Origin of the sequence: Gemmatimonas sp. (assembly GCF_044344655.1) — a bacterium.
Classification (GTDB): domain Bacteria; phylum Gemmatimonadota; class Gemmatimonadetes; order Gemmatimonadales; family Gemmatimonadaceae; genus Gemmatimonas.
In genome coordinates, this window is record NZ_JBIJCN010000022.1 from 1 (window position 1) to 22,698 (window position 22,698).

The 22,698-nt window shown below is 68.2% G+C and carries 18 protein-coding genes; 11 read left to right on the forward strand and 7 right to left on the reverse strand.

The window, feature by feature from the left end:
• Both ACIQ51_RS07705 and ACIQ51_RS07710 read right to left on the reverse strand, forming a co-directional pair.
• Nucleotides 1–1,186 (reverse strand): TldD/PmbA family protein (locus ACIQ51_RS07705; RefSeq protein ID WP_396204451.1); only part of this gene is annotated, 1,186 nt, incomplete at its 3' end.
• 193 nt (nt 1,187–1,379) lie between these two features.
• Nucleotides 1,380–2,372 (reverse strand): threonine/serine dehydratase, encoded by a 993-nt coding sequence (locus tag ACIQ51_RS07710; protein WP_396204452.1) that lies wholly within the window; start codon nt 2,370–2,372, stop codon nt 1,380–1,382.
• Between the two features lie 83 nt (nt 2,373–2,455).
• Here ACIQ51_RS07710 and ACIQ51_RS07715 point away from each other — a divergent pair, with 83 nt between their 5' ends.
• The 3 genes from ACIQ51_RS07715 (at nt 2,456) to ACIQ51_RS07725 (ending at nt 6,293) form a co-directional block, all read left to right on the forward strand.
• Nucleotides 2,456–4,666 (forward strand): DUF5916 domain-containing protein, encoded by a 2,211-nt coding sequence (locus tag ACIQ51_RS07715; RefSeq protein ID WP_396204453.1) that lies wholly within the window; start codon nt 2,456–2,458, stop codon nt 4,664–4,666.
• 166 nt (nt 4,667–4,832) lie between these two features.
• Nucleotides 4,833–5,279 carry an Hsp20/alpha crystallin family protein gene (locus ACIQ51_RS07720; protein ID WP_396204454.1) on the forward strand — a complete coding sequence of 149 codons (447 nt, stop codon included), beginning with the start codon at nt 4,833–4,835 and terminating at the stop codon, nt 5,277–5,279.
• 129 nt (nt 5,280–5,408) lie between these two features.
• Nucleotides 5,409–6,293: a cyanophycinase gene (locus tag ACIQ51_RS07725; protein ID WP_396204455.1), complete on the forward strand. Its 885-nt coding sequence runs from the start codon at nt 5,409–5,411 to the stop codon at nt 6,291–6,293.
• Nucleotides 6,294–6,339: 46 nt separating this feature from the next.
• Here the strand turns inward: ACIQ51_RS07725 and ispE are convergent, their stop codons facing one another.
• The 4 genes from ispE to ACIQ51_RS07745 form a co-directional block, all read right to left on the reverse strand.
• Nucleotides 6,340–7,245 carry a 4-(cytidine 5'-diphospho)-2-C-methyl-D-erythritol kinase gene (ispE, locus tag ACIQ51_RS07730; RefSeq protein WP_396204456.1) on the reverse strand — a complete coding sequence of 302 codons (906 nt, stop codon included), beginning with the start codon at nt 7,243–7,245 and terminating at the stop codon, nt 6,340–6,342.
• Nucleotides 7,246–7,311: 66 nt separating this feature from the next.
• Nucleotides 7,312–8,316, reverse strand: a complete 1,005-nt coding sequence (locus ACIQ51_RS07735; protein WP_396204457.1) for a lysylphosphatidylglycerol synthase transmembrane domain-containing protein — start codon at nt 8,314–8,316, stop codon at nt 7,312–7,314.
• A 55-nt stretch (nt 8,317–8,371) separates the two neighbouring features.
• Nucleotides 8,372–9,397 (reverse strand): hypothetical protein, encoded by a 1,026-nt coding sequence (locus ACIQ51_RS07740; protein WP_396204458.1) that lies wholly within the window; start codon nt 9,395–9,397, stop codon nt 8,372–8,374.
• A 53-nt stretch (nt 9,398–9,450) separates the two neighbouring features.
• Nucleotides 9,451–10,191: a pyridoxine 5'-phosphate synthase gene (locus ACIQ51_RS07745; RefSeq protein WP_396204459.1), complete on the reverse strand. Its 741-nt coding sequence runs from the start codon at nt 10,189–10,191 to the stop codon at nt 9,451–9,453.
• A 139-nt stretch (nt 10,192–10,330) separates the two neighbouring features.
• Between ACIQ51_RS07745 and ACIQ51_RS07750 the strand changes: the two genes are divergently transcribed.
• Nucleotides 10,331–10,822: a hypothetical protein gene (locus tag ACIQ51_RS07750; protein WP_396204460.1), complete on the forward strand. Its 492-nt coding sequence runs from the start codon at nt 10,331–10,333 to the stop codon at nt 10,820–10,822.
• A 52-nt stretch (nt 10,823–10,874) separates the two neighbouring features.
• Here ACIQ51_RS07750 and mce read toward each other — a convergent pair whose 3' ends face one another.
• Nucleotides 10,875–11,285 (reverse strand): methylmalonyl-CoA epimerase, encoded by a 411-nt coding sequence (gene mce / locus ACIQ51_RS07755; RefSeq protein WP_396204461.1) that lies wholly within the window; start codon nt 11,283–11,285, stop codon nt 10,875–10,877.
• An 81-nt stretch (nt 11,286–11,366) separates the two neighbouring features.
• Between mce and trxA the strand changes: the two genes are divergently transcribed.
• The 7 genes from trxA to ACIQ51_RS07790 all read left to right on the forward strand — a co-directional run bounded on the left by trxA (nt 11,367) and on the right by ACIQ51_RS07790 (nt 22,678).
• Nucleotides 11,367–11,711 carry a thioredoxin gene (gene trxA, locus ACIQ51_RS07760; protein WP_396204462.1) on the forward strand — a complete coding sequence of 115 codons (345 nt, stop codon included), beginning with the start codon at nt 11,367–11,369 and terminating at the stop codon, nt 11,709–11,711.
• 104 nt (nt 11,712–11,815) lie between these two features.
• The gene (gene rsmI / locus ACIQ51_RS07765; RefSeq protein ID WP_396204463.1) at nt 11,816–12,616 is read left to right on the forward strand and encodes a 16S rRNA (cytidine(1402)-2'-O)-methyltransferase; all 801 of its coding nucleotides are present in this window, start codon (nt 11,816–11,818) and stop codon (nt 12,614–12,616) included.
• 59 nt (nt 12,617–12,675) lie between these two features.
• Nucleotides 12,676–13,356: a DUF4159 domain-containing protein gene (locus ACIQ51_RS07770; protein WP_396204464.1), complete on the forward strand. Its 681-nt coding sequence runs from the start codon at nt 12,676–12,678 to the stop codon at nt 13,354–13,356.
• Nucleotides 13,357–13,363: 7 nt separating this feature from the next.
• Nucleotides 13,364–17,056, forward strand: coding sequence for a hypothetical protein (locus tag ACIQ51_RS07775; RefSeq protein WP_396204465.1), 3,693 nt, complete (start codon nt 13,364–13,366; stop codon nt 17,054–17,056).
• Complete coding sequence (locus ACIQ51_RS07780) at nt 17,037–18,809, forward strand: hypothetical protein (protein ID WP_396204466.1); 1,773 nt, start codon at nt 17,037–17,039, stop codon at nt 18,807–18,809. Before ACIQ51_RS07775 ends, ACIQ51_RS07780 begins: the two co-directional genes overlap by 20 nt.
• Before the next feature lie 26 nt (nt 18,810–18,835).
• A complete protein-coding gene (locus tag ACIQ51_RS07785; protein WP_396204467.1) occupies nt 18,836–20,101 on the forward strand; it encodes an asparagine synthetase B in 1,266 nt (421 codons plus the stop codon).
• Between the two features lie 18 nt (nt 20,102–20,119).
• Entirely contained in the window at nt 20,120–22,678 is a 2,559-nt protein-coding gene (locus ACIQ51_RS07790) for a helicase C-terminal domain-containing protein (protein WP_396204468.1), read from the forward strand.
• Nucleotides 22,679–22,698: the final 20 nt, after the last annotated feature.

The following is a 22,698-nucleotide window of genomic DNA, read 5'->3' on the forward strand; positions in this document are numbered from 1 at the left end:
GCGAGCGCACGGGCTTCCCGGTCTTCGCGTAGTACTCGCGCAACCACGGCGCCTGCTCGCGGTTGGTCTGGTAATCCACGAGGATGCCGTCTTTGATGATGGGGAATTCGTCCGGCACCACGCCGTCGTCATCGTAGCCGATCGTGGCGAGCGCGCCGGGTTCGCTGCGATTGCCGACGATCTGCATGATCGGCGAGCCGAACTTGAGCGAGCCGAGCACCTTCTCCGGCGGCGCCACGAACGAGGTGCCGGCGTAGTTGGCTTCGTAGCCCATTGCCCGATCGAGCTCGGTAGCGTGGGCCACCGATTCATGGATCGTGAGGAAGAGCTGCGACGGATGCAGAATGAGATCGTAGCGGCCCGGTTCCACCGGCTTGGCGGTGAGCTTCTCGGCCGCTTCGCCCGCCCACACCTTCGCGTTGTTCACGATGTCGGCTTCGAGCACGTACTCCCAACCGCGACCGGCGGGCTGCACGACTTCGGGGCCGCGCACGGCGCTACCGGTGCGGTCGGCGGAGACGGCGGTGCAGGACATCGTGACCCAGCTGCGCACGTAGTCCTGCGTGGTCACGGTGCCTTCGGTGTTGGCGTAGTTGCGCTCTTCCTTCACGAACGACAACCCGCTGTTCACGAACCGCACCGTGGGCACGGTGAGGGCGGCGGCGTTGGCACGCAGCAGCAGGTCCGCCTTTTCTTCGATCGCGATCGTGAACGGATCGATGGTGTACGAGCTGCGCCACGTCTTGTCGACCTGCGCGGGAGCAGGCGCGAGCTCGACCCGGCGATCGCGGGCGACGCGGTTGGCCTTGGCAATAGCGACCGCCTCCTGCGCGGTGCTCCCCACGCCGGCCTTGCTGAGCTCCTGCGTGGCGGCAAAGCCCCAGCAGCCATCGACGAGTACGCGTACGCCGCACCCCATGGTGTCGGTTTCCACGACATCGGTGATCTGCTTTTCGCGCGTCTGCACGCTGTTGTTGCGGTTGCGCGAAATGCGTACGTCGGCCCAGGACGCGCCGGCGCGCTTGGCGGCGTCGAGCGCTTCCATCATGAGCTCGCGCGTGACGGCGTCGGCGTAAAGCGCCGGCAGGCGGGGCGGGGCAGGGACGGCCTCGAGGAGGCGGGGGCCAACGGCGATGGCGCCAAGCGCCGCGCCGCCGGTGGCAAGAAAATCGCGACGGGTAGTCATGCTGAATAGTATGGTCGGAGCCAGGGGAGCGTTGAGGGGGCGTCGAACTGCCACCTGACCTCCATCACCGAAAACTCGTCCCGAAATCACGCGATTCCGGGGGCGAGTCGCGAGAGCCGGGTGGGGCCCGGGACCGGCTGTACCGCGGATGCTGACAGGGCCCCTTCGAGGCGCGCGGATCGTGACGCGGCGGTTAGCCCGCCGCGCCGATCGCGCGCGCCAGAATGGCCGGGTCGATATTGCCGCCGGTCGTCACCACGAGCGTGGTCCTTCCCTGCGTCTCGAGCTTGCCACTGAGGAGCGCTGCGAGTGCGGCGGCGCCGCCGGGCTCCACGACCAGCTTGAGCTCGCGGACCGCGAAGGCGATGGCCGCCAACACCTCCTCGTCCGTCACGCGCAGCCCACGACCCACGCGCGGCTGGTTGATCGAGAAGGTGAATTCGCCGGGAATCTCCGTCACGATCGCATCGCAGATCGAACGCCTGCCCGGCTCGTTGGCCACGCGGTGCCCCAGCTCGAGCGAGCGCGCGGTGTCGTCGAACTCCGCGGGTTCGCACGGATGCACGGTCGTGGCAGGACTCACCGCCTCCGTCGCCAGTGCGCACCCCGCCGTGAGCCCGCCGCCACCGCAGCACACCAGCAACGTATCGGGCGCCATGCCCAGCGCCTGCGCCTGCTCCAGTGCCTCGAGCCCGAGCGTACCCTGACCGGCCACGATATGCGGATCCTCGAACGGGGGCACCACCGTGGAGCCACGTTCCGCGGCAATGGCCCCACCGATCGCTACGCGATCTTCCGTATACCGATCGTACAGCACCACGTCGGCACCGAAGGCCCGCGTGCGTTCGATCTTGAGTGCCGGCGCATCCTTCGGCATCACGATCACCGCGCGCATTCCCAGCAGCGTGGCGCTGTAGGCCACCGCCTGGGCGTGGTTACCCGACGAATAGGCCACCACACCGCGATCGCGCTCCCCGGGCGAGAGTTGCAGCAGCCGATTGAGGGCGCCGCGCAGCTTGAACGAGCCCGTATGCTGCAGCACTTCGGCCTTGAGCAGCACCGGGCCGCCGGCCACGGCGTCGAGAGCAGGGGAGCGCAGGAGCGGCGTCACCGCCGCATGCGGGGCGATGCGCGCCTGCGCGGCGCGGATATCGGCGATCGAAGGAGCGAGCAGTGGCGATGACATGCCACAAGTATCCACGCCGGGCGCCCCTGAGGCCAGCGGGGGGCCGCATCTCAGCAATTCAGGTTCGGCGCACGTTTACCCACGTGACCCTTCTCCGCCCATTCTGCGCCGCCGCCGCGCTCCTCGTCGGCGCCTCGCTGGTCTCCGTCCCGGCGCTCGGTGCGCAGCGTGCGCTGCAGATCAACGGGGTGGATCATCGCGTATACCGCACCTCGCGCGAGACCACCCTCGATGGCCGGTTCACGGAGCCGGAATGGGCGCAGGCCGACTCCATTACCGACTTCCGGCAAAAGGACCCGGTGGAGGGTGCCGCAGGCACCGAACGCACGGTGGTGCGCCTGCTGGCCACCCCCACCGGGCTCGCCATTGGGTGGTCGTGCTACGACCGCGATGCGGCCAACATCGTGCGCTCGCAGGTGCGTCGCGACGCTGAGCTGCGCAGCGACGACTACGTGTCGATGGGCATCGACGGCCTGCACGACAAACGCAGCGCCTTCTATTTCCGCTCGAATGCCAACGGCGCCATGTGGGATGGTGAACACGTGGACATCGAGACAGGCAACGAAAGCTGGGATGGCGTGTGGGACGTGCGCACGAGCATTACCGGCGACGGCTACTTCGTGGAAATGTTCATCCCGTGGGCCACGCTGCGCTACGCCGAGGGCGACAGCGTAATGGGGATGAACTTCCGCCGCTTCATGCCGCGCAAGAATGAGGAGAATCTCTGGCGCGCCTGGCGCCGCACCGAGGGGCTTCGCTTCCTCGAGAAGGAGGGGATCATCGGCGGGCTCGATGGGCTCCCGCGCCGCCCCCGTCTGGAGGCGCGCCCTTACGTGTCCGGCGAGTCGCGCACCGCCGAACGGCGCTACTTCCGGGTGGCGGGTGACACCATGCTGGCGCCGGGCGCTAGCGACGCCAGCGTGGGGCTCGACATCAAAGCGCCCATCACCAACACCGTCACCGCCGATATCACGATCAACCCCGACTTCGCGCAGGCCGAAGTGGACCGGCAGATCGTGAATCTGACGCGGTTCCCCCTGTTCTTCCCCGAGCAACGTCCGTTCTTCACCGAAGGTTCGGCGATCTTCGATTTTGGCCGCCCGCGCGAGGCGCAGATGTTCTACTCGCGTCGCATCGGGCTGGGGGCCAATGGCACCCCGGTCACGATTCCCTTCGGACTTCGGATGCAGGGGCGCGCCGGTGACCGGCAGGTTGGCTTTCTTGCCGCGCGCTCGGCGGGCGATCAGAACGCCACCAACGCCGTATTGCGCGTCAAACAGGACCTGCTCGGTCGCGGCTATATCGGCGCCATGGGGACCTTCTCCGGCACGACCGGACGCCCGGCGAGCACGGCCGGCGGCGTGGATTTCTTCCTGCCGTACATCGTACAGGGCGGACAGAACCTGATCGTGCTGGGCAACGCCGCGTGGAGCCGCGATTCAGCCGGCGGCGAGGTGGGCGGGCATTATCGGCTGATGGTGGACTACCCGAATGACAATGCCGATATCGTAGTGCGGTATGATCGGATTGATGCGGCCTATGATCCCGCGCTCGGGTTCGTGCAGCAGCGCGGCATTCAGCGTATCGCCGGCAACACCCAAATCACGCCGCGGCCGCGCAGGCGGAGCCGGCTCATTCGGCGCTACGAATTCAATCTGGCCAGCTACGATCTCGTGTGGGGGATCACCGGTGGGCTCGATAACGCGGCCTTCGGCGTCAAGCCATTCGGGCTGCAACTCCAAAACGGCGACCGCATCGATACCTGGGTACGCCGCCGCTACGACAACCCCACCGAAACCTTCTCGCTCTTTTCGGGCGTGAATGTGGCGCCGGCGCAATACTGGTGGACGCGCGCGGAGGTGCAGTACGCGGGGGCCGAGGCTCGCGCCGTGAAGGTGCAGCTCACGGCAAGTACGGGGGATTTCTACGACGGGCGCTCGACTGACCTCACCGGCAGCCTGCGTCTCCGCCGGGCGCCGCACGTGCTGCTCACGCTCGACCTGCAGCGATCAGCCGTGGAGTTGCCGCTGGCGCGCTTCACCGCCAATACCGCACGACTGCGCGCGGACTACGCCTTCAATCCGCGGCTCAACGCCACGCTCTTTGCGCAGTGGGATAATCAGTCCCAGCGCGCGTCGACGAACGCGCGGGTGCGCTGGACGGTGAAGCCGGGGAGCGATCTCTACGTGGTGTGGAATAGTTCGTGGCCCACGGGGCTCGAGCGGCCCATTCCGTGGGAACGTCCCTCGCGCGGCGGCCTCGTCGCCAAGTACGTGTATTTCTTCCGGGCATGAAGGCTGGGGTCGTGTCGACTTGTGTCTGACGCGATGCCCGCTGCGGTCCGGATGCGCGCTGGACGCCCCTGTATGAGGTTGGCGCTGTCTCGCGGCCCGTTGTACAGTCGGGCGTTCCGCGAGCAACCACCCCAACCGCCGCGCCGTTCTCGGTGCAGGAGGCGTGATGTCGACGCTCGTTCGCAGGACTCCCAGCGCACTCTCGACCGATGACATGTTCTCGGGCTTTATGCGCCGGATGCTGGACAACCCATTCCTGCCGGCGGCCAGCGTCGGGACTTGGCTCCCCGCAGTGGAAGTGTCGGAGACGAACGAGGCGATGGTCCTCACGGCTGAACTCCCCGGGATTGAGGAGAAGGCGCTCAAGATCACCATCGACAACAATGTGCTGACAATCGAAGGCGAGAAGGAGCAGGAACGCACGGATGCACCGCCGGCGAGGAGCTACTACCTCTCGGAGCGCTTCTACGGCGCCTTCCAACGTTCCTTCACGTTACCCCGCACGGTGGACATGGAACACGTGAAGGCGGCGTTCAAAAAAGGCGTCCTCACCGTCACGCTCCCCAAGCTGCCCCAGGCCAAGGGGAAGGTCATCGACATCGAAGCGCGGTGATTCGTATCGAGACCGGTGCGTGCGGGCCCGGCACCAGCTGGTAGATTGCGTGGGAGCGGCAGCAGGTTCTCCACTCCCACGAGACTCGGCATGACTAGACGGTGTTGGCAGGTGAGAAGCGGGCGGTCGATGGTACGACACGTCACGGTGTCGCTGCTGTCGGCCGTCTGCGCATGGGCTCCCGCGGATCTCGCGGCACAGTCGACGGCAGTGCCGGAGCGCGCGGGCACACTGTTCATCGTGGGCGGCGGATCGCAACCGGCGGCCCTCGTGCGGGAGTTCGTGACACGTGCGGGTGGGGCCGGCGCGGCGCGTATCGTGGTCTTTGCCATGGCCAGCGTGGACGGCGCGCGCAGTGGAGAAGCCAAAGCGGCGGACTTGCGCGAGCTCGGCGCGTCGGCGCGGGCGCTCTGGCTCACCCGCGAACAGGCCAACGAGGACAGCGTGGCGGCGCTGCTGCGTGAGGTGACCGGCGTGTGGTTCGGCGGCGGTGATCAGAATCGTCTCGCCGCAATCCTGCGTGGAACCAAGGTGGAGCGCGCAATTCACGCGCGCTTCCGTGCTGGCGCGGTGGTAGGAGGCACGTCGGCAGGGGCGGCGGTGCTGTCGTATCCCATGATCACCGGCGACGAACTGCAGCGCCGCGATACGACCGAATCGTGGACCCGCATCCAGCGTGGTACCGTGCAGACGGACAGTGGCTTCTCACTGCTCACCAACGCCGTCGTCGATCAGCACTTCCTGCGCCGGAAGCGTCACAACCGGTTGCTCAGTCTCGTACTCGCCGATGCACCCCACCTCGGCGTGGGAATCGATGAAGGCACGGCACTCATCGTGGAGCCGGACGGGCGCTGGCGCGTGGCGGGAGCGAGTGCTGCCGTCGTATATGATGCCCGCGAGGCCCAGCGCAGCAACGGCGCCGCGCCGGTGCTTGGAGCCACCGGTGTGCGGATGCACGTCCTTCCGGCCGGCGCCACGTTCGATCCGCGCACGGGCATCGCCACCCTGCGCTGATTCCGGCCTGGCTCGCGCCCGTGCCGGTCGCGCCGAGCGTTGTGCACTACGCCGACGTGACGGTCTCCACCACCCGCGCGCCGTCGGGCACGTCGAGGGCGCAGCGGGTGCCGATCGGGTGTAGCACGAAGCAGGTAGCACCGCTGCCGCTCATGAGGCCGACGGCGGGGTGCCCCTGATCACGGAGCAGCTGTGCGGCGTGCTGCACCTGCGGAAGTACCTGGCCTACTCCGGCGTGCATCGCGCTCACGACCTGTTCGAAGTCATTCACGGCACAGTCGGCCACACCGGACCAACTGCCGAAGGCGCCGGCCTGGTAGGCGAACGCGCGCACGCTCTCGCGGCGCTGTTCGCGCGCCGTGGCGAACGCGCCATACGCCGCGGCGGTATTCACGCCCTCGCGGAACGTCACGAGGGACAGGGCCATAGACGGGAGCGCCGGCAGGGGAAGCAGGCGGTCGCCGCGGCCCCACGCCCACGCCAGGTGCTGCCCCGACACGAGAAAGGGCACGTCGGCGCCGAGCGTTCCGGCCATTTCGAGGAGTCGCGGCATGCCGAGCGGCGTGGGGCAGAGCCCCTCGAGTGCACGCAGCACCGCTGCCGCATCGGCGCTCCCGCCACCGAGGCCGCCGCCCACGGGAATGTGCTTCTCGATCGCGATCTGCCAGGCGGTGCGCCACGCGGTGGCGGCGCAATAGGCCTCGGCGGCGCGCCAGGCGAGGTTCTGTTCCATCGGTCCGAGCCCGCCACTGGGCATCGCAGGCCCGTGACAGGTCAGCTGTCTCGGGCCATCGCCCACGGCCACGTGCACCACGTCGTGCAGCGCCAGACGCTGAAAGAGCGTCTCGATGCCGTGATAGCCGCCCGCCTCCCGCGCGAGAATGCGCAGGACGAGGTTGATCTTGGCGTGTGCCCGTTCGGTGCGTGCGTGGGTCGGCCCGGTTGTACTCACGGCGTTGGTCTGATGATGGGGAAGCGGAGCACGCGCATCGCGGCGTGTGCGGGAGACGGGAGCGGATCAGGATGATGTGGTGCCGCGCACGTCGTCTACGCGTACGCCGAGGCGCGCGAAGTAGATGGCGCCGAGCACCGTGATGGGGATGAAACTGAGCAGGTGCGAGCCGAGTGCCCAGCTTACGGCAAGATCGCGCGGTAGGCCGTACACCCCGAGGCCGATCGTTGCCGCCGCTTCGAACACGCCAAAGAAGCCGGGGGAGCTGGGGACGGCCACCCCCACGGCGAGGACACCCTGCAGGAAGAAGGCGGCGCTGACCGGCACGTCGATCCCCACGGCCACGAAGCCAAGCCAGAGGGCAACGGCGTTGGTACACCAATGGAGCACCGTCCATCCCAGCACGGCGAAGAACCGGCGGGTATCGCGCAGTACGGCGAGGCTACCGATCGCGAGCTCCACGAGCCCCACAAGCACATCGCGGTGCCTCGGAATGATTCGCTGCACCACAGCACCGGCCAGGTGCACGACCCATTCCGGGTGCAATACCACCAGATAGCAGGCCACGAACACGCCGCCCATGAGCAATACGCCGCCGGTCGCGAGCTGCGCCACCGAACGGCCGGCAAGGGTAGCGTCGGCGGGGAAGCGCGGGTCGAGCATGGCGGCGAACATCATGGCGAACACCACGAGCGCATCGAACAGACGATCGATCGCCAGTGAACCGAGGGCACTGGTGAGCGCCACTCGCGGCACCTCACGCGTGAGCGCGAAGGCACGCGCAAACTCACCGGCACGCAGCGGGAACACGTTGGTGACCATCATCCCCACCGCGGTGCTGCGCCAGAGCGGGGCGAAGGCGATGGTTCCGGCGATCGGCTCGAGAATGGGACGCCACTTCCGGGCGCGGAGGGGAAAGATGGCGGTCGCGACCACGGTGCTGATCACGAAGAGGAGGCCATTGGACTGTCGCAGGACGCCCACCACCTGCTCGAGCGGCACCCCGCGCAGCGTCCACCAGAGCAAGGCGGCGCTCAGCGCGAACCCCACGGCGGTCCGGAACTGTGTCACGGCAGCACGATGGTGAAGGCGGGAGGTTCGACGGAGTGGAGCACGCGCGAAGGCGTCAGGCGGTGACCGCGAGGTCGAGCAGGTCGCTCAACTCCTCGAAGAGTGCGTGCGCTTCCGGCTGCGCCAGCGATCCGCGCTGCCAGTGCAATTTGAGCTGGTTGCGCACGTCGCGGGCGCGGACCACTGCCGAATGGCCGCGATAGAGCAGCGTTTCGATCGGCACGGTCGGCGGTTCCATGACCGGCGCACCGCTCCACGTGAGGCTGGCCTGCTTGACCTCTCGTGCGAGCTGTATGTCGGGGCACTCTCGATTCATGAGCAGCCGGGCGAATTCTTGCACGGCTGCCCGTTCCGACGGCGTCGTGAGGGGCGCACGGGCCATCGTGGTGGCGAGCGTGGCAATACTCGTGGCGCCGTAGCTCTCCGACAGGTCCGCGAGCCCGAGTAGGGCGCGGCGCACACCGTCGGTGCTGGCCAGGTGCGACGGGCCGGTGGCACGGGTCGCGGCCGCGGTGCCGAGTGCCGCGATCTCGCGCGCCACGGCGTCAGCAGCGGTCGCCATGTCGTGGCGGAAGCGCTTCGCCACGGTGATCGCCGGCATGGGGTCCCGGTGCAGGATCCCCGGCAACCCATCCTCCGGGAAGAAGCGGGCGATGGGGGTCACCTGCACGGCGGGGGAGCCGGTCTCCGTCACCGGTGCTGTCGTGACGTAGCCGGAGGCTACGGCGGCCAGCGACACCGACTGCGTGCGAGCGCGACGCTGTGCGGCCTCGCTCCACATGGGTGCCTGCACCACGAGCGCGCGCAGCTCGCCGATGGCATGGCGTACCGCGAGGTGAAGACGCTGATCCCAGCGCAGCTCAGCGTTCTGCACGCCGGTGGCAATCCGCTCGAGGGTGGATGCCAACTCCGTCAGGCCATCCAGTCGCGCCATGGTCGCGCTCCTGCGTAGGGCCCCTGCGCTCCTGAGGAACGTTGCGGTATCGGGCATGCCCGTGTTGGCCAGCGACTGATCGAGGCCGTCGAGGGACGCGGTGGCTTCCTGTTGAAGGAGCCCGATGAGCGCCTGTGGAGCCGTCATGCCGTGCGCACCCTGAGAGAAAAAGTCATGGGGTCACGAGACGCGTGGGCGGCTCAGAACAGATCCGCCTCACGGGCCTCGTCCATCGCGGCGCGCACTTCCCGCACGGCCGCATCCAACCCGACAAAGATGGCGCGCCCCACGATCGCGTGCCCGATGTTGAGCTCTTCGATCTCCGGAATGGCGGCCACCGGTCCCACATTGTTTACCGAGAGTCCATGGCCGGCGTGCACGGCGAGACCGAGGGACGCCCCCAGCGCCGCCGCCTCCCGCAAGGCGCGCAGGGTGGCCGGATCGCGCGGGGCATGCGCGTACGCCCCTGTGTGCAGTTCGATCGCTTCGGCGCCCACGGCGTGTGACACCGTGACTGCGGACGCGTCGGGATCAATAAACAGACTGGTGCGGATCCCCAGACGTTTCAGGCGGGTCACGGCATCGCGGACGGCCGCTTCGTGGCGGATCACGTCCAGCCCACCTTCCGTCGTGATCTCCTCGCGGCGCTCAGGGACGAGCGTCACCTGGGCGGGCCGGAGTGTTTCGGCGAGGGTGAGCATGTCGTCAGTAATGGCGCACTCGAGATTGAGCAGCGTGGTGACGGCCGCCGCGAGGCGGTGGATGTCATCGTCCTGAATGTGGCGGCGATCCTCACGCAGGTGCGCTGTGATCCCATCGGCTCCGGCCTGCTCGCATAACGTGGCTGCGGCGACCGGATCCGGTTCTTGGCTGCGACGGGCCTGCCGGACCGTCGCCACGTGGTCGATGTTCACATACAGGCGCTGGTAGCGAAGCGACATCTCTGGGGTATCCCTGAAGTATCCCTGTGGGGGCGGTTACGTCGATAGTGCAGCTGCGTAGTAGCTTACACTCGCGGATGATCACACCGAAGCTAAGGAGGCCTTGGTGCTCGGACAGGTGCGTGCAGTGGTGCCAATCATGAGACGAAAGGCGGTGGCCGGTCTGATCGGAACCGGCCTGCTCCTGTCGAGCGCGTGTGCCCGTCAGGTGGCTTCCACCGATATGGCGTTACCGGGGGCGGCGGTGCCGTCCGCTGCCAGCGGGCCGGGAGCCATCGGTGCGGCCTCGGGGCGGGGCGCCGTCGAATCCTTCCTCAAGGCCGTCGCCGCCCAGGACCTGCAGGCCATGTCGGGGCTCTGGGGCAATGGCAAGGGGCTGGCGCGCGACCAGCTCAAACGTGAGGAGCTCGAGAAGCGGCTGATCATCATGCAATGCTTGATGCAACACGACCGCTTCCGGTTCCCGGAAGACGGCCCACGCCTCCAGACCGGGGGGCGTCAGGAACACCTGGTGGAGCTCACCAAGGGGACCGCCGTTGCCCGCACCACCATGATCACCGTCATCGGTCCCAGCGGCCGCTGGCTGGTCGAGGACGTGGACGTGACCAAGCTGCGGGACTTCTGCAAGTAACGGGCGCGCTGGGCCTCCCGCCCGACTGGACTGGCCCGGCTGGACAGTGCGACTAGTATTCTGACAGTTCGACGAGCACGCCGCCCGTCGCGCTCGGGTGGAGGAACGCGATCCGTTTCCCCTCGGCGCCGATGCGTGGCGTTTCGTCGATGAGCCGGAGACCGGCGTCGCGGCACTTCTGCAGCATGCCGTCGAGGTCGTCTACGGCGAAGCACACGTGGTGAATGCCTGGTCCGCGTTTGGCGACGTACTTGCCGATGGGTGTCTCTTCGGCTTGCGCCTCCAGCAGTTCCACGAGCGATTCGCCGGACGCCAGTCCGACGATCGTCGCGCCGTCGGAGTTGCCCAGCGGCACCTCGGGCATGTCTAGCACGTCTCGCATGAAGGGCAGCAACTCGTCGATGGCGCGAACGGCAATCCCGATGTGGGCGATGCGCGTGCCTCGGCGTACGGAATCAGTCATGACGGGTAGGGTTCAGTTCCGGTGTGACAACTTCCGAATTCTAATCCTGCACATGGGCGTAGGCGCCGCCGCCGGCCGCGCTTGCGCCCAACGGAGCACACGATGGCCAACGCAGTGGAAGTGAAGGACGACAACTTCGCCGCCGAGATCGAGGAGTATCAGGGGCTGGCGGTGGTGGATTTCTGGGCAACGTGGTGCGCCCCCTGCCGCATGATCGCGCCGATCATCGAGCAGCTCGCGTCGGACTATGCGGGCAAGGTGAAAGTTGCCAAGCTCGACGTGGACAACAACCAGCACACCGCCGCCAAGTTCAACGTGCGCTCGATCCCCACGATCCTGTTTTTCAAGGACGGCAAGCTGGTGGATCAGGTCGTGGGTGCCGTGCCGCGTCCCACGCTCGAAGGCAAGTTCCAGGAGCACGCCTGAGCGAGGCGTTCGCCAGCGCCGACCCGTCTGCCGCGCTGTCGGCGATGGCGGGTCGGGCGTCGGCCTTGTGGCCCCAGGCGGCAACGCCTGGGGCCTTGCACGTCGTGAGCACTCCGATCGGCAACCTTGGTGACATGACGCTGCGCGCGCTCGCCGTGCTGCAGCAGGTCGCGGTGATTTGCTGCGAAGACACGCGGCAGAGCCGCCCCATGCTCGATCGCTTCGGCCTCGGCACCCCCACGCTCGCGCTTCACGAGCACAATGAGGCGGCGATGACCCCCCGCCTCATCGAACGGCTCCGCGCGGGTGAATCGTTGGCCCTGATCAGCGATGCCGGTACCCCGCTGGTGTCGGATCCCGGCGCGCGTCTGGTCGACGCCGTCGTGGCCGCCGGCCTGCGCGTGGTGCCGGTGCCTGGCGCATCGGCCACCCTTGCCGCCCTCGTGGCCTGTGGGCTCACGCCCCACCCCTTCACGGTGCTGGGCTTTCCCGACCGGAAGGGGAAAGCGCGCGAGGACATGCTTGCCCTCGCCGCCAGACTGCCGCATGTCGTGGTGCTGTTCGAGTCCCCCAACCGGCTCGTCGACACGTTACGCGATCTGGCGGGGATTGCCGGGGCCGGCCGTCAGGTGGCGGTAGCCCGTGAACTGACCAAGCATTTCGAGGAAATCCGACGCGGAACGCTCGAGGCGGTCGCCGCGTATTACGAGGAAGCGCCCCCTCGCGGGGAAATCGTGATCGTGCTCGCTGGCGCCACGGCCGCGGAACCCTCGGAAGACGGCTTGCGTGCCACGGCGGATGCGATGCGCGCCGAGGGCTTCCGCCCCCGCGACATCGTCCGCATGCTCATGGACGAGCACGGCGCCAGCCGCAACCTCGCCTATCGCCTCGCCCACGACACCTGATCCGGTCCTGCATGCGGCACCCGCAGCGTTGGTCACGTTCTCTCCTGCTTGCTGCGTGTGTGGTCCTTCCCACGGGGCTGGTCGCGGCGCGCGCCCTGCCGTCGGCTGCCGTCGGGACAGCCCTCGCCGGTCCTGGCCGGCTGGCGATCGCCCGATTGCAGTACGAGGGGGGCGGTGACTGGTACGCCAACCCGTCGAGCCTCCCCAACCTGATCCGTGCCATCGCGGAGCGCACCTCGCTGCCGATCGAGCGGGTCGAGGCCAAGGTCACCCTCACCGACTCGGCGCTGTTCGACTTTCCGTTCCTGCATGCCACGGGGCACGGGGAGATGAAGCTGAGCGAGATCGAGGGGCGGCGGCTGCGCGAGTATCTCACGCGCGGCGGCTTCCTGCACGTCGACGACAACTACGGGCTTGACGAAAGCTTCCGCCGCGAGATCGCGCGGGTCTTTCCGGACCGCCCGCTTGTGGAAGTGCCCTACGCCCATCCGATCTACCATCTCGTCTACGACTTCCGAGACGGACCGCCCAAGGTGCACGAGCACGACGGGAAGCCGGCGAAGGCCTACGGGATCTTTATCGGCAACCGCCTGGCGCTTTACTACACGTACTCGACCGATCTCGGGAACGGGTGGGAAGATGTGGGCACCTATCCCGATCCACCGGCGCTGCACGAACAGGCGCTGCGTCTCGGCGTGAATCTCTTCACGTATGCGGCGACGAGCCGTGTGCAGCCATGAGCCAGGCATGACGGCACCCGCCATCCGGGGTATTCCCTCGCGCGAAGGCCGCGCGCTCGACGACCGCATTTCGCAGGAACAGCATGGGCTCATCACCCGCGCCATGACCTCGGCACTGCTGGCCGCTGCGGCCGTGCTGGCCACCGGGCTCTCCGGTGGTGCGCTGCTGCTGGCCGATGGGCGGTGGCTTACGCTGCCGGCTCCGCTCCCGCTGCTGCTGGCCGTGCTCACCGTGGTGGCGGCCGGTCTCACCTTCCGTTGGCGGTGGACGCGCCAGCAGGAGGCGCTGAGCGTCGCGGCATTGGCCGGTGTGATCGAGCGCGAACAGCAGCTCCGCGAAGGCTCCTTGCGCGGCGCCCTCGAGGTGGCGGGCAGCGGAGTGCTCGGCGCGCGCGCCGCCGACGACGTGGCACGCCGTCTGATGCCCGGCACGCTTGCACCGCAGAGGGTGCGGCAGCTGACCGTTGCGGTGGGGGTGGCTGGTGTGGCTGCGCTGATCGGGGCCGCGTCACTGACGCTGGCCGTGCGCACGGTGCCGGATGGACTGGCCGCGGTGCTGCAGCCGGTCAGTGCGTGGCGTGGCACGTTGCTCCCGGCGCTTGCCTTCGATGAACTGTCCGCGCGCGTGCCGCGCGGTATGCCGGTCACGCTCCGCATTCTGGCCACGGGACGACAGCAGATCACGGTCTCGCATCGCGCCGAGGGTGAGCCGTGGCGTGACAGCGTGGTCGCGGTGCCCGAGAACGGCTCGGTGGGGTACGCCTTGGGGCCGGTGCGGGCCCCGACCATGGTGCGCGTGAGCGATGGGCGATCGGCCGAGCTTTCCGCGCAACTGCTGGTGGAGGATCGCGGCTGGATCGGCGACGTATCGCTGCGCGCGCTCTATCCCTCCTACCTCGACCGCGCAGACGAAACGCTCGAGCCGGTGCCGCCGCTACGGGTGCCGCGGGGCACGCGCATTCAGGTACGCGTGATGCTGCGTGGTGGCGCGCGCAACGCGGCGCTCACCGATGGCACTCAGCTGGTATCGCTCGACGTGGCCAACGGCGGGAGTGGCGACGGGGTCGCTGCGCAGGGCGTGTTCACGGTCGATCGCGACGGTGCCTGGCGCTGGCAGGCCGAAGCCACGCCGCGTGCCGATGGTGCCGTGCTCCCGCCGGAGCTCCCCGACTCCCTGATCTTTACGGTTATCCCCGATCTCAAGCCCTCGGTGCAGATCGTGGCCCCGGCCACCGACACCGCGATTGGTCCGACGGGCCTGGTGCCCGTGTGGATCGATGCCGGCGACGATCACGGCGTGGCGCGCGTCCATCTCGTGGTGTGGAAGGAGGCCGCCGGCGGTACGGGGGCCATCGTGCGTCAGCGGATCGACGTGGCGGCGCCGGCATCACCGCTCTTCGAAGGGGGCGCCAACCTCACGCTGGATGGTCGTGGGCTCGAGCCCGGCGACAAGTTGCATGTGACGGCGGTGGCCACCGACGATTCGCCGTGGGCGCAGCAGTCGCAGAGCGCCGAGGTGCTTCTGCGCGTGCCATCGCTCTCGGAGCAGCGAGCGCTGGCCCGTTCGCTAGCCGACTCGCTCGCTGCGCGAGCGTTGCAGCTGGCGCAGCAGGAGAAGCGGTTGCAGCAGAACACCAGCGATGCCTCGCGCAGCCGCGACCTCAAGAACGGCGGCGGCGATCTGTCGCAGCCCAATGGCGCGAAGAACGAATCGGCGAAGAACCAGATGTCGTTCACGGCGGCGGAGAAGGCCAAACAGCTCGCGCGTGATCAGCAGCAGCTGTCGGCCAAGGTCGACTCGCTCCGCATGAACGCCAAGGAGCTCGAGTCGCGCCTCAAGAACGCCAACGCACTCGACACCACCATGGCGTCGCGCATGCGTGACATCCAGAAGATGCTGCGTGATGCGATGACCCCCGAGATGCAGAAGCAGCTCGAGGCGCTCAACAAGAGCGGCGACAAGTTGAGCGGCGCCGACGCCCAGCGCAGCATGCAGCAGTTGTCCGACGCGCAGAAGCAGATGCGGGAGCAGCTCGAGAAGAGCGCCGAGATGCTCAAGCGGGCCGCGCTTGAGGGGGCAATGCAGACGTTGCGCGATGATGCGAAGGAGCTCTCGAAGGCGCAGCAGCAGATGGCGGACCGCCTCGACCCGCAGAAGCGTGGGCAGCAGTCGCCGGGCGGGCCACAGGGCAATCGGGACGCCAACGATCCGCGCGAGCTGGCAGAGCGCTCGCGCCAGCTTGAACGCGACGTACAGGCTCTCGCCAAGCGGCTCGAGGAGGCGGGGGCCAGGCCGGGCGCCTCGAAGACGCGCGAAGCGCAGCCGCTGACCAAGCAGGCAGCTGATGCCATGCAACAGGCGGCTGACCAGGCACGCCAGCAGGCGGAGGAGCAGGCGCGGCAGCAGGGGACGGATCAGGGCACGCCGCAGGGGAAGCAGCCTGCCGGCCAGCAGCAGCAGCAGCAGTCGCAGCCACAACAGTCGCAGCAGGGCGGGCAGGGGCAGACGGCACAGAACCAGCCCAGTCAGCAGGGCTCGAAGGGGCAGGCGGGGAATTCGCAGCAGGGCCCGCAGCCTGGTGGATCGCAAGGCGGCCAACAGCAGTCCCCCAACGGCAACAAGCCCGGCGGGCAGCAGGCGGGCGGTCAGCAGCAGGGCGGAAACCCGGCGGACCAAGCGCGTCAGGCGGCCCAGGCCATGGAGCGCGCGGCCGACCAGCTGGCCAGCGCGCGCGATGCCCAGGTCAATGCGTGGAAGGGCGAGCTGTCGGATCAGCTCGACCAGTCCATTAACGAGACCATGCAACTGGCGCGACAGCAGCAGGAGCTCGAGAAGCGCATGCGGCAGTCTGGCCAACAGGGCGCGCAGGGCATGCAGGGCGAGCAGAGTGCGCTCCAGCAAGGCGTGCAGCAGGCGGCGGAGCGGCTTGAGCAGGCCGGGCGCTCCTCGTCGTTGCTCTCGCAGCGGTCGCAGAAGGCGATGGGTGAGGCGCAGCGCCGTGTGCAGCAGGCCACGCAAGCGATGCAGCAGGCGGGGCAGGGGCAGCCCGGCGGCAGCGAGCAGGCGCAGAACGCGATGAAGGACGCCAGCGAAGCGCTCAACCAGGCGTTGAGTTCACTCGTGCGCGACCGCGAGCGAGTGAACAACGCACAGTCGGCAAGCGGCTTCACCGAGATGATGGACCAGCTCAAGCAGCTCGCGCAGCAGCAGGGGCAGCTCAACAGCCAGATGCAGGGGCTCAACCTCATGCCGGGGGGCAAGGACGGCGCGCAGGCGCAGCAGCAGGCACGCGTGCTGGCGCGCCAGCAGCGCGAAGTGGCCCGCAGCCTCACCGACGTATCCGACGCCGACGAAACCGGGCGCACTGACGCCCTCGCCAAAGAGGCGCAGCAGCTCGCGCAGCAGATCGAGCGCAACGGACTCGATCCGGCCGTGGCCGCGCGCCAGCAGCAGCTCTATCGCCGCCTCCTCGATGCGGGGCGATTCCTCGAGCAGGAGGAACGCGACGATCAGGGGCCTCGAGAGGCTAAAGCGGGCGGCGGCAACGGCAGCGGCGGCCGGGTGGAGGGCCCGCAGTCCGGCAAGGCGGCCAACAAGTACGCGCCGCCCACGTGGAACGAGTTGCGCGGGCTGGGCCCCGAGGAACGCCGCCTCGTGATCGAATACTTCCGACGGCTCAATGGCACCACCCCGCCGTAACCATCGGGGGCGTCGTGCCCTGATGTGCTGGATCGGGGCTGCGGTACTCGGCGCGGTCGTCTCGCCGGAGCGTATCGTGGCGGCGCAGGTGCGCCCCGCCACCACGGCGGCGCCGGATACCACCGATCCGCTCGCGCGCGCCCTCGATGCGGAAGATCGAAACGATGCGGCCCGCGCGAGTGTGGCCTATCGCGATGTGCTGCAGCGCGCGCTGCAGCCGGGCAACACCGACGGCGACCGCGTGGCGATGGCGCTACTCGGGCTCGAACGCATCTGGGCTGAGCGCGGCATGCTCGATTCGCTCGTGCCGGTGTTCACGCGTGTGTTGCAGGTGCGCCCCAGCGACCCCACGGCGCGCACCGTACAGCTGCGGACCTTTGTCACCACCGCGCGTGATGGGGAGGCGCGTGAGGCGTTCATCATGTGGCGGCGGGTGGCGGGCACCGACGCCACGCCATACCGCGAATATGCGCGCCTGCTGCTGCAGCAGGGGCGGGCGCTCGCCGCCGATACCATCCTCAACGAAGCCGCCCAGCGCATGGGGGTGGTCGGTGCCCTCTCGGGTGAAACGGCGCAGTTGCACGTGGCGCTGCAACGATGGGTCCCCGCCGCGCAGGCCTTTCGCGACGCGCTCGCCGAGCAGCCGTGGCTCGAGACCGCCGCCCTGTTCGGACTGCAGCGCACGCCGGCCACCGTGCGGGATTCACTGCGCACCGTACTGATGGCCGCGCCGGTCACCTTGCCGCCGCGGCGCCTGCTGGCGTCGCTCGAATTCGCTTGGGGGGAGCCGCGCAGGGCGTGGAGTGCCATCAGCACCGTGACGGTGAACGACTCCACCATGCAGGCGTGGCGCGCCTTTGGCGAACGCGCGGAATTGAACGAAAGCTGGCTCGTGGCTCGCGACGCGTGGCTCGCCGTGTTCGAACGGCAGGGCGACGCGGAATCGCAGCAGCGTGCCACCGACGCGGCCCTGCGTGCCGGTGATGCGGCCGGTGCGCTGATCCTGGTACGCCGCGCCCGTGCCGGCAAGAGCGACAGCGCTCGCACGCGTGCGTTGCTGAGTCTGGAGATCGCCGCACTCGGCGAGCTTGGGCGCGGCGACGAAGCACAGCGCACACTCGACGCCGCAGCGAAGACGCTCGATCCTGACACGCGCATGGCGCTCACGCGCCCACTGGTGGCCGCGTGGCTTCGTGCCGGCGACGTGCCTCGCGCTCGCGCCATAATGGAGGCCGGCGATCTGGCCGACGACGACGAGATGGTCGGCTGGCTGGCGCTCTACGACGGTGATCTGGGCACGGCGCGAAAGCATCTGCTCCGCGCGGCCTCCAATCGGCCCGAACTCATTGACGCCCTGGGGATTCTCGCACGCACTCGCGTGGAGCAGCTGCCGGGTCTCGGAGAAGCCTTCGTCATGACGGCGCGCCGCGACTCCGTCGCGGCGGCATTGCGCTTTGCGCGCCTCGCCGATTCCGTCGGCGCCGCGGCGCCGGCCTTCCTGGCACAGGCGGCCCGCTTGTCGTCACGTGGTGCGGCGGTGCCGCTCTACGAGCGCATCCTCGCGGAGTATCCGCGCAGCCCGGAAGCACCGGAGGCCCTGCTGACATGGGCGCGGGCGCTTCGTGACGCCGGTGACAAGGCCGGCGCCATCGCCAAACTCGAACAGCTGGTGGTGGAGTATCCCACCAGTGCCCTCACGCCGCAGGGGCGGCGTGACCTCGAACGACTCAAGGGCATGGTGCCACCCTGCTGAAGGGTGCATCGGGATACATTTCACTCATGTGTTTTCGACGGTGGCTGACGATCGGTGCCCTCCTGCTATGCGGTGCGCAGTCTGCGCTCGCGCAGCATCTGTTGCTGCCCATGGACGACGGCCAGCGCAATCACCTCAAGGCGTACGGGGTGGTGTTTCAGGCGCTCAAGGGCGGGCAGAAGGCGGAGTGGTTCCTCAACTACCGCGGTGGCGCATTCCTGCTCCCCGATGTGCCCGACTTGCGCAAGCGTGCGGCGCTCGACGGGGTGACGGTCGAACCACTCACGGATGCCGGCGTGGCATCGGCGCGCGCGGAGATCGCCGGTGGCAACATGGATGCCGTGGTACTCGAGCGCGCGCCCAAGGTCGCGATCTATCGCCCGGTCGATGAGCCCCCCTGGGACGATGCGGTCACCCTCGCGCTGACGTATGCCGGCATCGACTTCACGTCGCTGTGGGACGACGACGTCCTCAAGGGTGACTTGGCCAAGTACGATTGGGTGCACCTGCACCACGAGGACTTCACGGGGCAGTACAACAAGCTCTACCTCGCCTATCGAGATGCGCCGTGGTTCGTGGCGCAGCGGGAACGTGACCTGTCCACCGGGCGGAAGTATGGCAAGGGCGACGTACCCGCCCTCAAGAAGGCCGTGGCCGACAACATCCGCGGCTTCGTGGACCGGGGCGGATTTCTCTTTGCGATGTGCGGAGCCACGGAGTCGCTTGATCTGTCGATCGCGTCGCTGCTGGTGGACATCGCCGGGCCGTTCTCCGATGGCACGCCGCCCGCGGCCGATGCCGACAGCCGCTTGGACTGGACGCGCGCCCTGGCCTTCCAGGGGGCGCACGTAGAGCCGTCGCCGTATGTGAATGCGCTCAGCGACATCGATGGCCATCAGGTCAACGTGCCGTCGCGCCGCCAGCCCCTCGGCACCTTCTCGCTCTTCGGCTTCTCCGCGAAGCTCGACCCCGTCGCCACGATGCTCGTGCAGAATCATCGCACCGTCATCCCCGACTTCTACGGGGTGACCACCAGCTTCAACAGGGCCGTGGTCAAGTCCACCGTGACGGTGCTGGCGCAGGAGGAAGGCGCGCCGTGGTCCAAGTACTTGCACGGCGACTACGGTCGCGGGTCGTGGACGTTCCTCGGTGGGCATGACCCCGAGGATCCGCAGCACGCCATCGGCAGCGCGCCCACCGATCTGTCTCTGCACCCCAATTCGCCGGGCTATCGCCTCATTCTCAACAACGTCCTCTTCCCGGCCGCCAAGAAGAAGCCGCGGAAGACGTAACCGGACCGCGCGCGCTACGTGGCGAAGTCGAAGGCGAAGGCGACGGAGATGATGGGGATGGGGGAAGCGCGGCTGGCGCCCAAGGCCGCCGCCGCGATCCGCACATCGATCCGGCTGCACGGGGGCAACGAAGTCTGCTTCGTGGCCACGATCGATGAGGAAGGCGTGATCCAGACCGCCCGGAAGGTGGCGGCCGGTGATGTGCAGAGCGTGCTCGCGCTGCCAGGCGTGGCCGAGCGCGGGGAAGTGCTGGTGCACAATCATCCGTCCGGCGAACTCACCCCGAGTGATGCCGACATGGAGGTGGCGTACCGGCTGCACGGCAACGGCGTGGCCTTCGCCATCGTGGACAACGATGCCACGCGCGTGTACTTCGTGACCGAGGTGCCGCGTGGCAAGCAGCTGGTGCCCGTCGACGTCGATGTGGTGGACGTCACCCTTGGCCCGTACGGCTTGATCGCGCAGGCCATGCGCCAGGTGCACGGCGCGCGCGACTACGAGGACCGCCCGAGCCAGCGCGCCATGGCCGGCGAAGTCACCGTGGCCTTCAACGAGGGGGGCGTGGCGCTGCTGGAAGCGGGGACCGGCGTCGGCAAGTCGCTGGGGTATCTCGTGCCGGCGTTGCGGTGGGCCGCGGCCAACAAGGAGCGGACCATCGTGAGCACCAATACCATCACGCTGCAGGAGCAGCTGGTGGCCAAGGACCTCCCATTCCTTCAGCGCGCCCTCACCGACCAGCCCGTGCGATTCGCACTGCTGAAGGGGTGGCGCAACTATCTCTGTCTGATGCGGCTTGAACAGGCGTCGGGCGCGGGGGCGGCGCTGTTCGAGGACAATCTCTCGGGGGAAGTGGAGCAGCTCGTGGAGTGGTCGCAGCGCACGCAGGACGGGTCGCTCGCCGATCTGCCTACGCCGCCCCGCTCCGACGTGTGGGACGAGGTCTCGGCCGAGCCCGACCTGTGCGGGCGTCTGAAGTGCGCGTATTACGACAAGTGCTTCCTGTTCAAGGCGCGTCGTGAGGCGGCCGATGCCGATGTGGTGGTGGTGAATCACCACCTGCTCATGTCCGACGTGGCGGTGCGGCGTCAAGCACAGAACTGGGATGATGCCGCGGTGCTGCCCGCCTACAAGCGGCTCGTGGTGGACGAAGGCCATCATCTGGAGGATGCTGCGGCCGCCCACCTGGGCAGCTCCATCACGCGCCGCGCCCTGTCACGCCTGTTCGGCCGGCTCGAACGGCGGGGCAAAGGATTGCTGCCGGCACTCGCGGCCCGGTTGGCCGGCAAGAACGACCTCCTGAGCGTGGCCAGTCACGACCTGGTGAAGGAACGCCTGTTTTCGAGTGCCGTCACGGCGCGCGATCGTGTGCACCTGTTGTTCGAGTTGCTGACGGCGGTGCTGGAGATGCAGGGCACGCCGGTTATGCGACTCACGGCCGAGTTTCAGCAGCACGACCTGTGGCGCAACGGGATCGAGGGCACGCTCAAGGAGCTGCTCACCGAGATCGATGCGCTCGGCGTGGGGCTCAAGACGGTACGGGATCGGCTGGAGACCGACGAGAAGCGCGCCGAGGAGATGGCGCCGCTGCTCAATGAAGTGCGCGCCGTCATGCGACGGTTGCAGAGTGCGGGCGATGCACTGGCCAAGGCGCTGATGACGCCAGCCGATGGCCCCCCGGTGGTGCGATGGATGGAGTTCCAGGGGAAGCCCACCGGATCCGATCGCAACGTGGCGGTGCACTGCGTGCCGCTCGATCTCGCACCGGTGCTGCGCGAAGATCTCTTCGAGCGCGTGGAAACCGCGGTGATTACCAGTGCCACGCTGTCCACGCACGGTGGCTTTGCCTTCCTCGAGCAGCGGCTCGGCATCGATGACGCGAAGCGCACGAAGCGGACGGCCGTGTTCCCGTCACCGTTCGACTATCCGTCGCAGGCAATGCTCGTGGTTCCCACCGATCTGCCCGCGCCCAACGAGGATGCGCGCGCGCACTTTGCCGCCGTCTCACGGCATCTGCGTGATCTCATGGCGGCGAGCGACGGCGGCCTGTTTGCCCTCTTCACCAGCCATCGCGATGTCCGGGAGATGGCCGAATGGCTGCGTGGTGCCGGTGAGGGGGCAGGGTGGCCGCTGCTCGTGCACGGTGAGGAGCCGCGCGACGTGCTGTTGCAGCGCTTCCGCGACAGTGGGCGGGCCGTGCTGCTGGGCACCGCCACTTTTTGGGAGGGCGTGGATGTGCCAGGCGATGCGCTGCGTGGCCTGCTGATCGCCAAGCTGCCCTTTCGCGTCCCGACCGAACCCATGGTGGCCGCTCAGTGCGAGGCCATTGAGGCGCGCGGCGGTAATCCGTTCGGCGAGTTCATGCTGCCCCACGCCTCGTTACGCCTTAAACAGGGATTCGGGCGCCTCATCCGAACAGGGACAGACGCCGGGGTCGTGGTGCTCAGCGATCCCCGCGTGGTGACCAAACGCTATGGACGCGAACTCCTTGACGGACTTCCCCCCGCCGAGCGCCTCGTGGGGCCTTGGGGAGAGATCCGTGGTGAGGTGTCCAAGTTCTATCACCGGCGGCGGCGATAGCGTTTCGCCGGTCATCGGTG

What these genes read in the sequence shown, in the direction of transcription:
- ACIQ51_RS07710 (WP_396204452.1), bottom strand. Translation starts at nt 2,372, where the DNA reads ATGTCATCGCCACTGCTCGCTCCTTCGATCGCCGATATCCGCGCCGCG.
- ACIQ51_RS07720 (WP_396204454.1), top strand. Translation starts at nt 4,833, where the DNA reads ATGTCGACGCTCGTTCGCAGGACTCCCAGCGCACTCTCGACCGATGAC.
- ACIQ51_RS07725 (WP_396204455.1), top strand. Translation starts at nt 5,409, where the DNA reads ATGGTACGACACGTCACGGTGTCGCTGCTGTCGGCCGTCTGCGCATGG.
- ACIQ51_RS07740 (WP_396204458.1), bottom strand. Translation starts at nt 9,397, where the DNA reads ATGACGGCTCCACAGGCGCTCATCGGGCTCCTTCAACAGGAAGCCACC.
- ACIQ51_RS07745 (WP_396204459.1), bottom strand. Translation starts at nt 10,191, where the DNA reads ATGTCGCTTCGCTACCAGCGCCTGTATGTGAACATCGACCACGTGGCG.
- ACIQ51_RS07750 (WP_396204460.1), top strand. Translation starts at nt 10,331, where the DNA reads ATGAGACGAAAGGCGGTGGCCGGTCTGATCGGAACCGGCCTGCTCCTG.
- mce (WP_396204461.1), bottom strand. Translation starts at nt 11,285, where the DNA reads ATGACTGATTCCGTACGCCGAGGCACGCGCATCGCCCACATCGGGATT.
- ACIQ51_RS07775 (WP_396204465.1), top strand. Translation starts at nt 13,364, where the DNA reads ATGACGGCACCCGCCATCCGGGGTATTCCCTCGCGCGAAGGCCGCGCG.
- ACIQ51_RS07780 (WP_396204466.1), top strand. Translation starts at nt 17,037, where the DNA reads ATGGCACCACCCCGCCGTAACCATCGGGGGCGTCGTGCCCTGATGTGC.
- ACIQ51_RS07785 (WP_396204467.1), top strand. Translation starts at nt 18,836, where the DNA reads ATGTGTTTTCGACGGTGGCTGACGATCGGTGCCCTCCTGCTATGCGGT.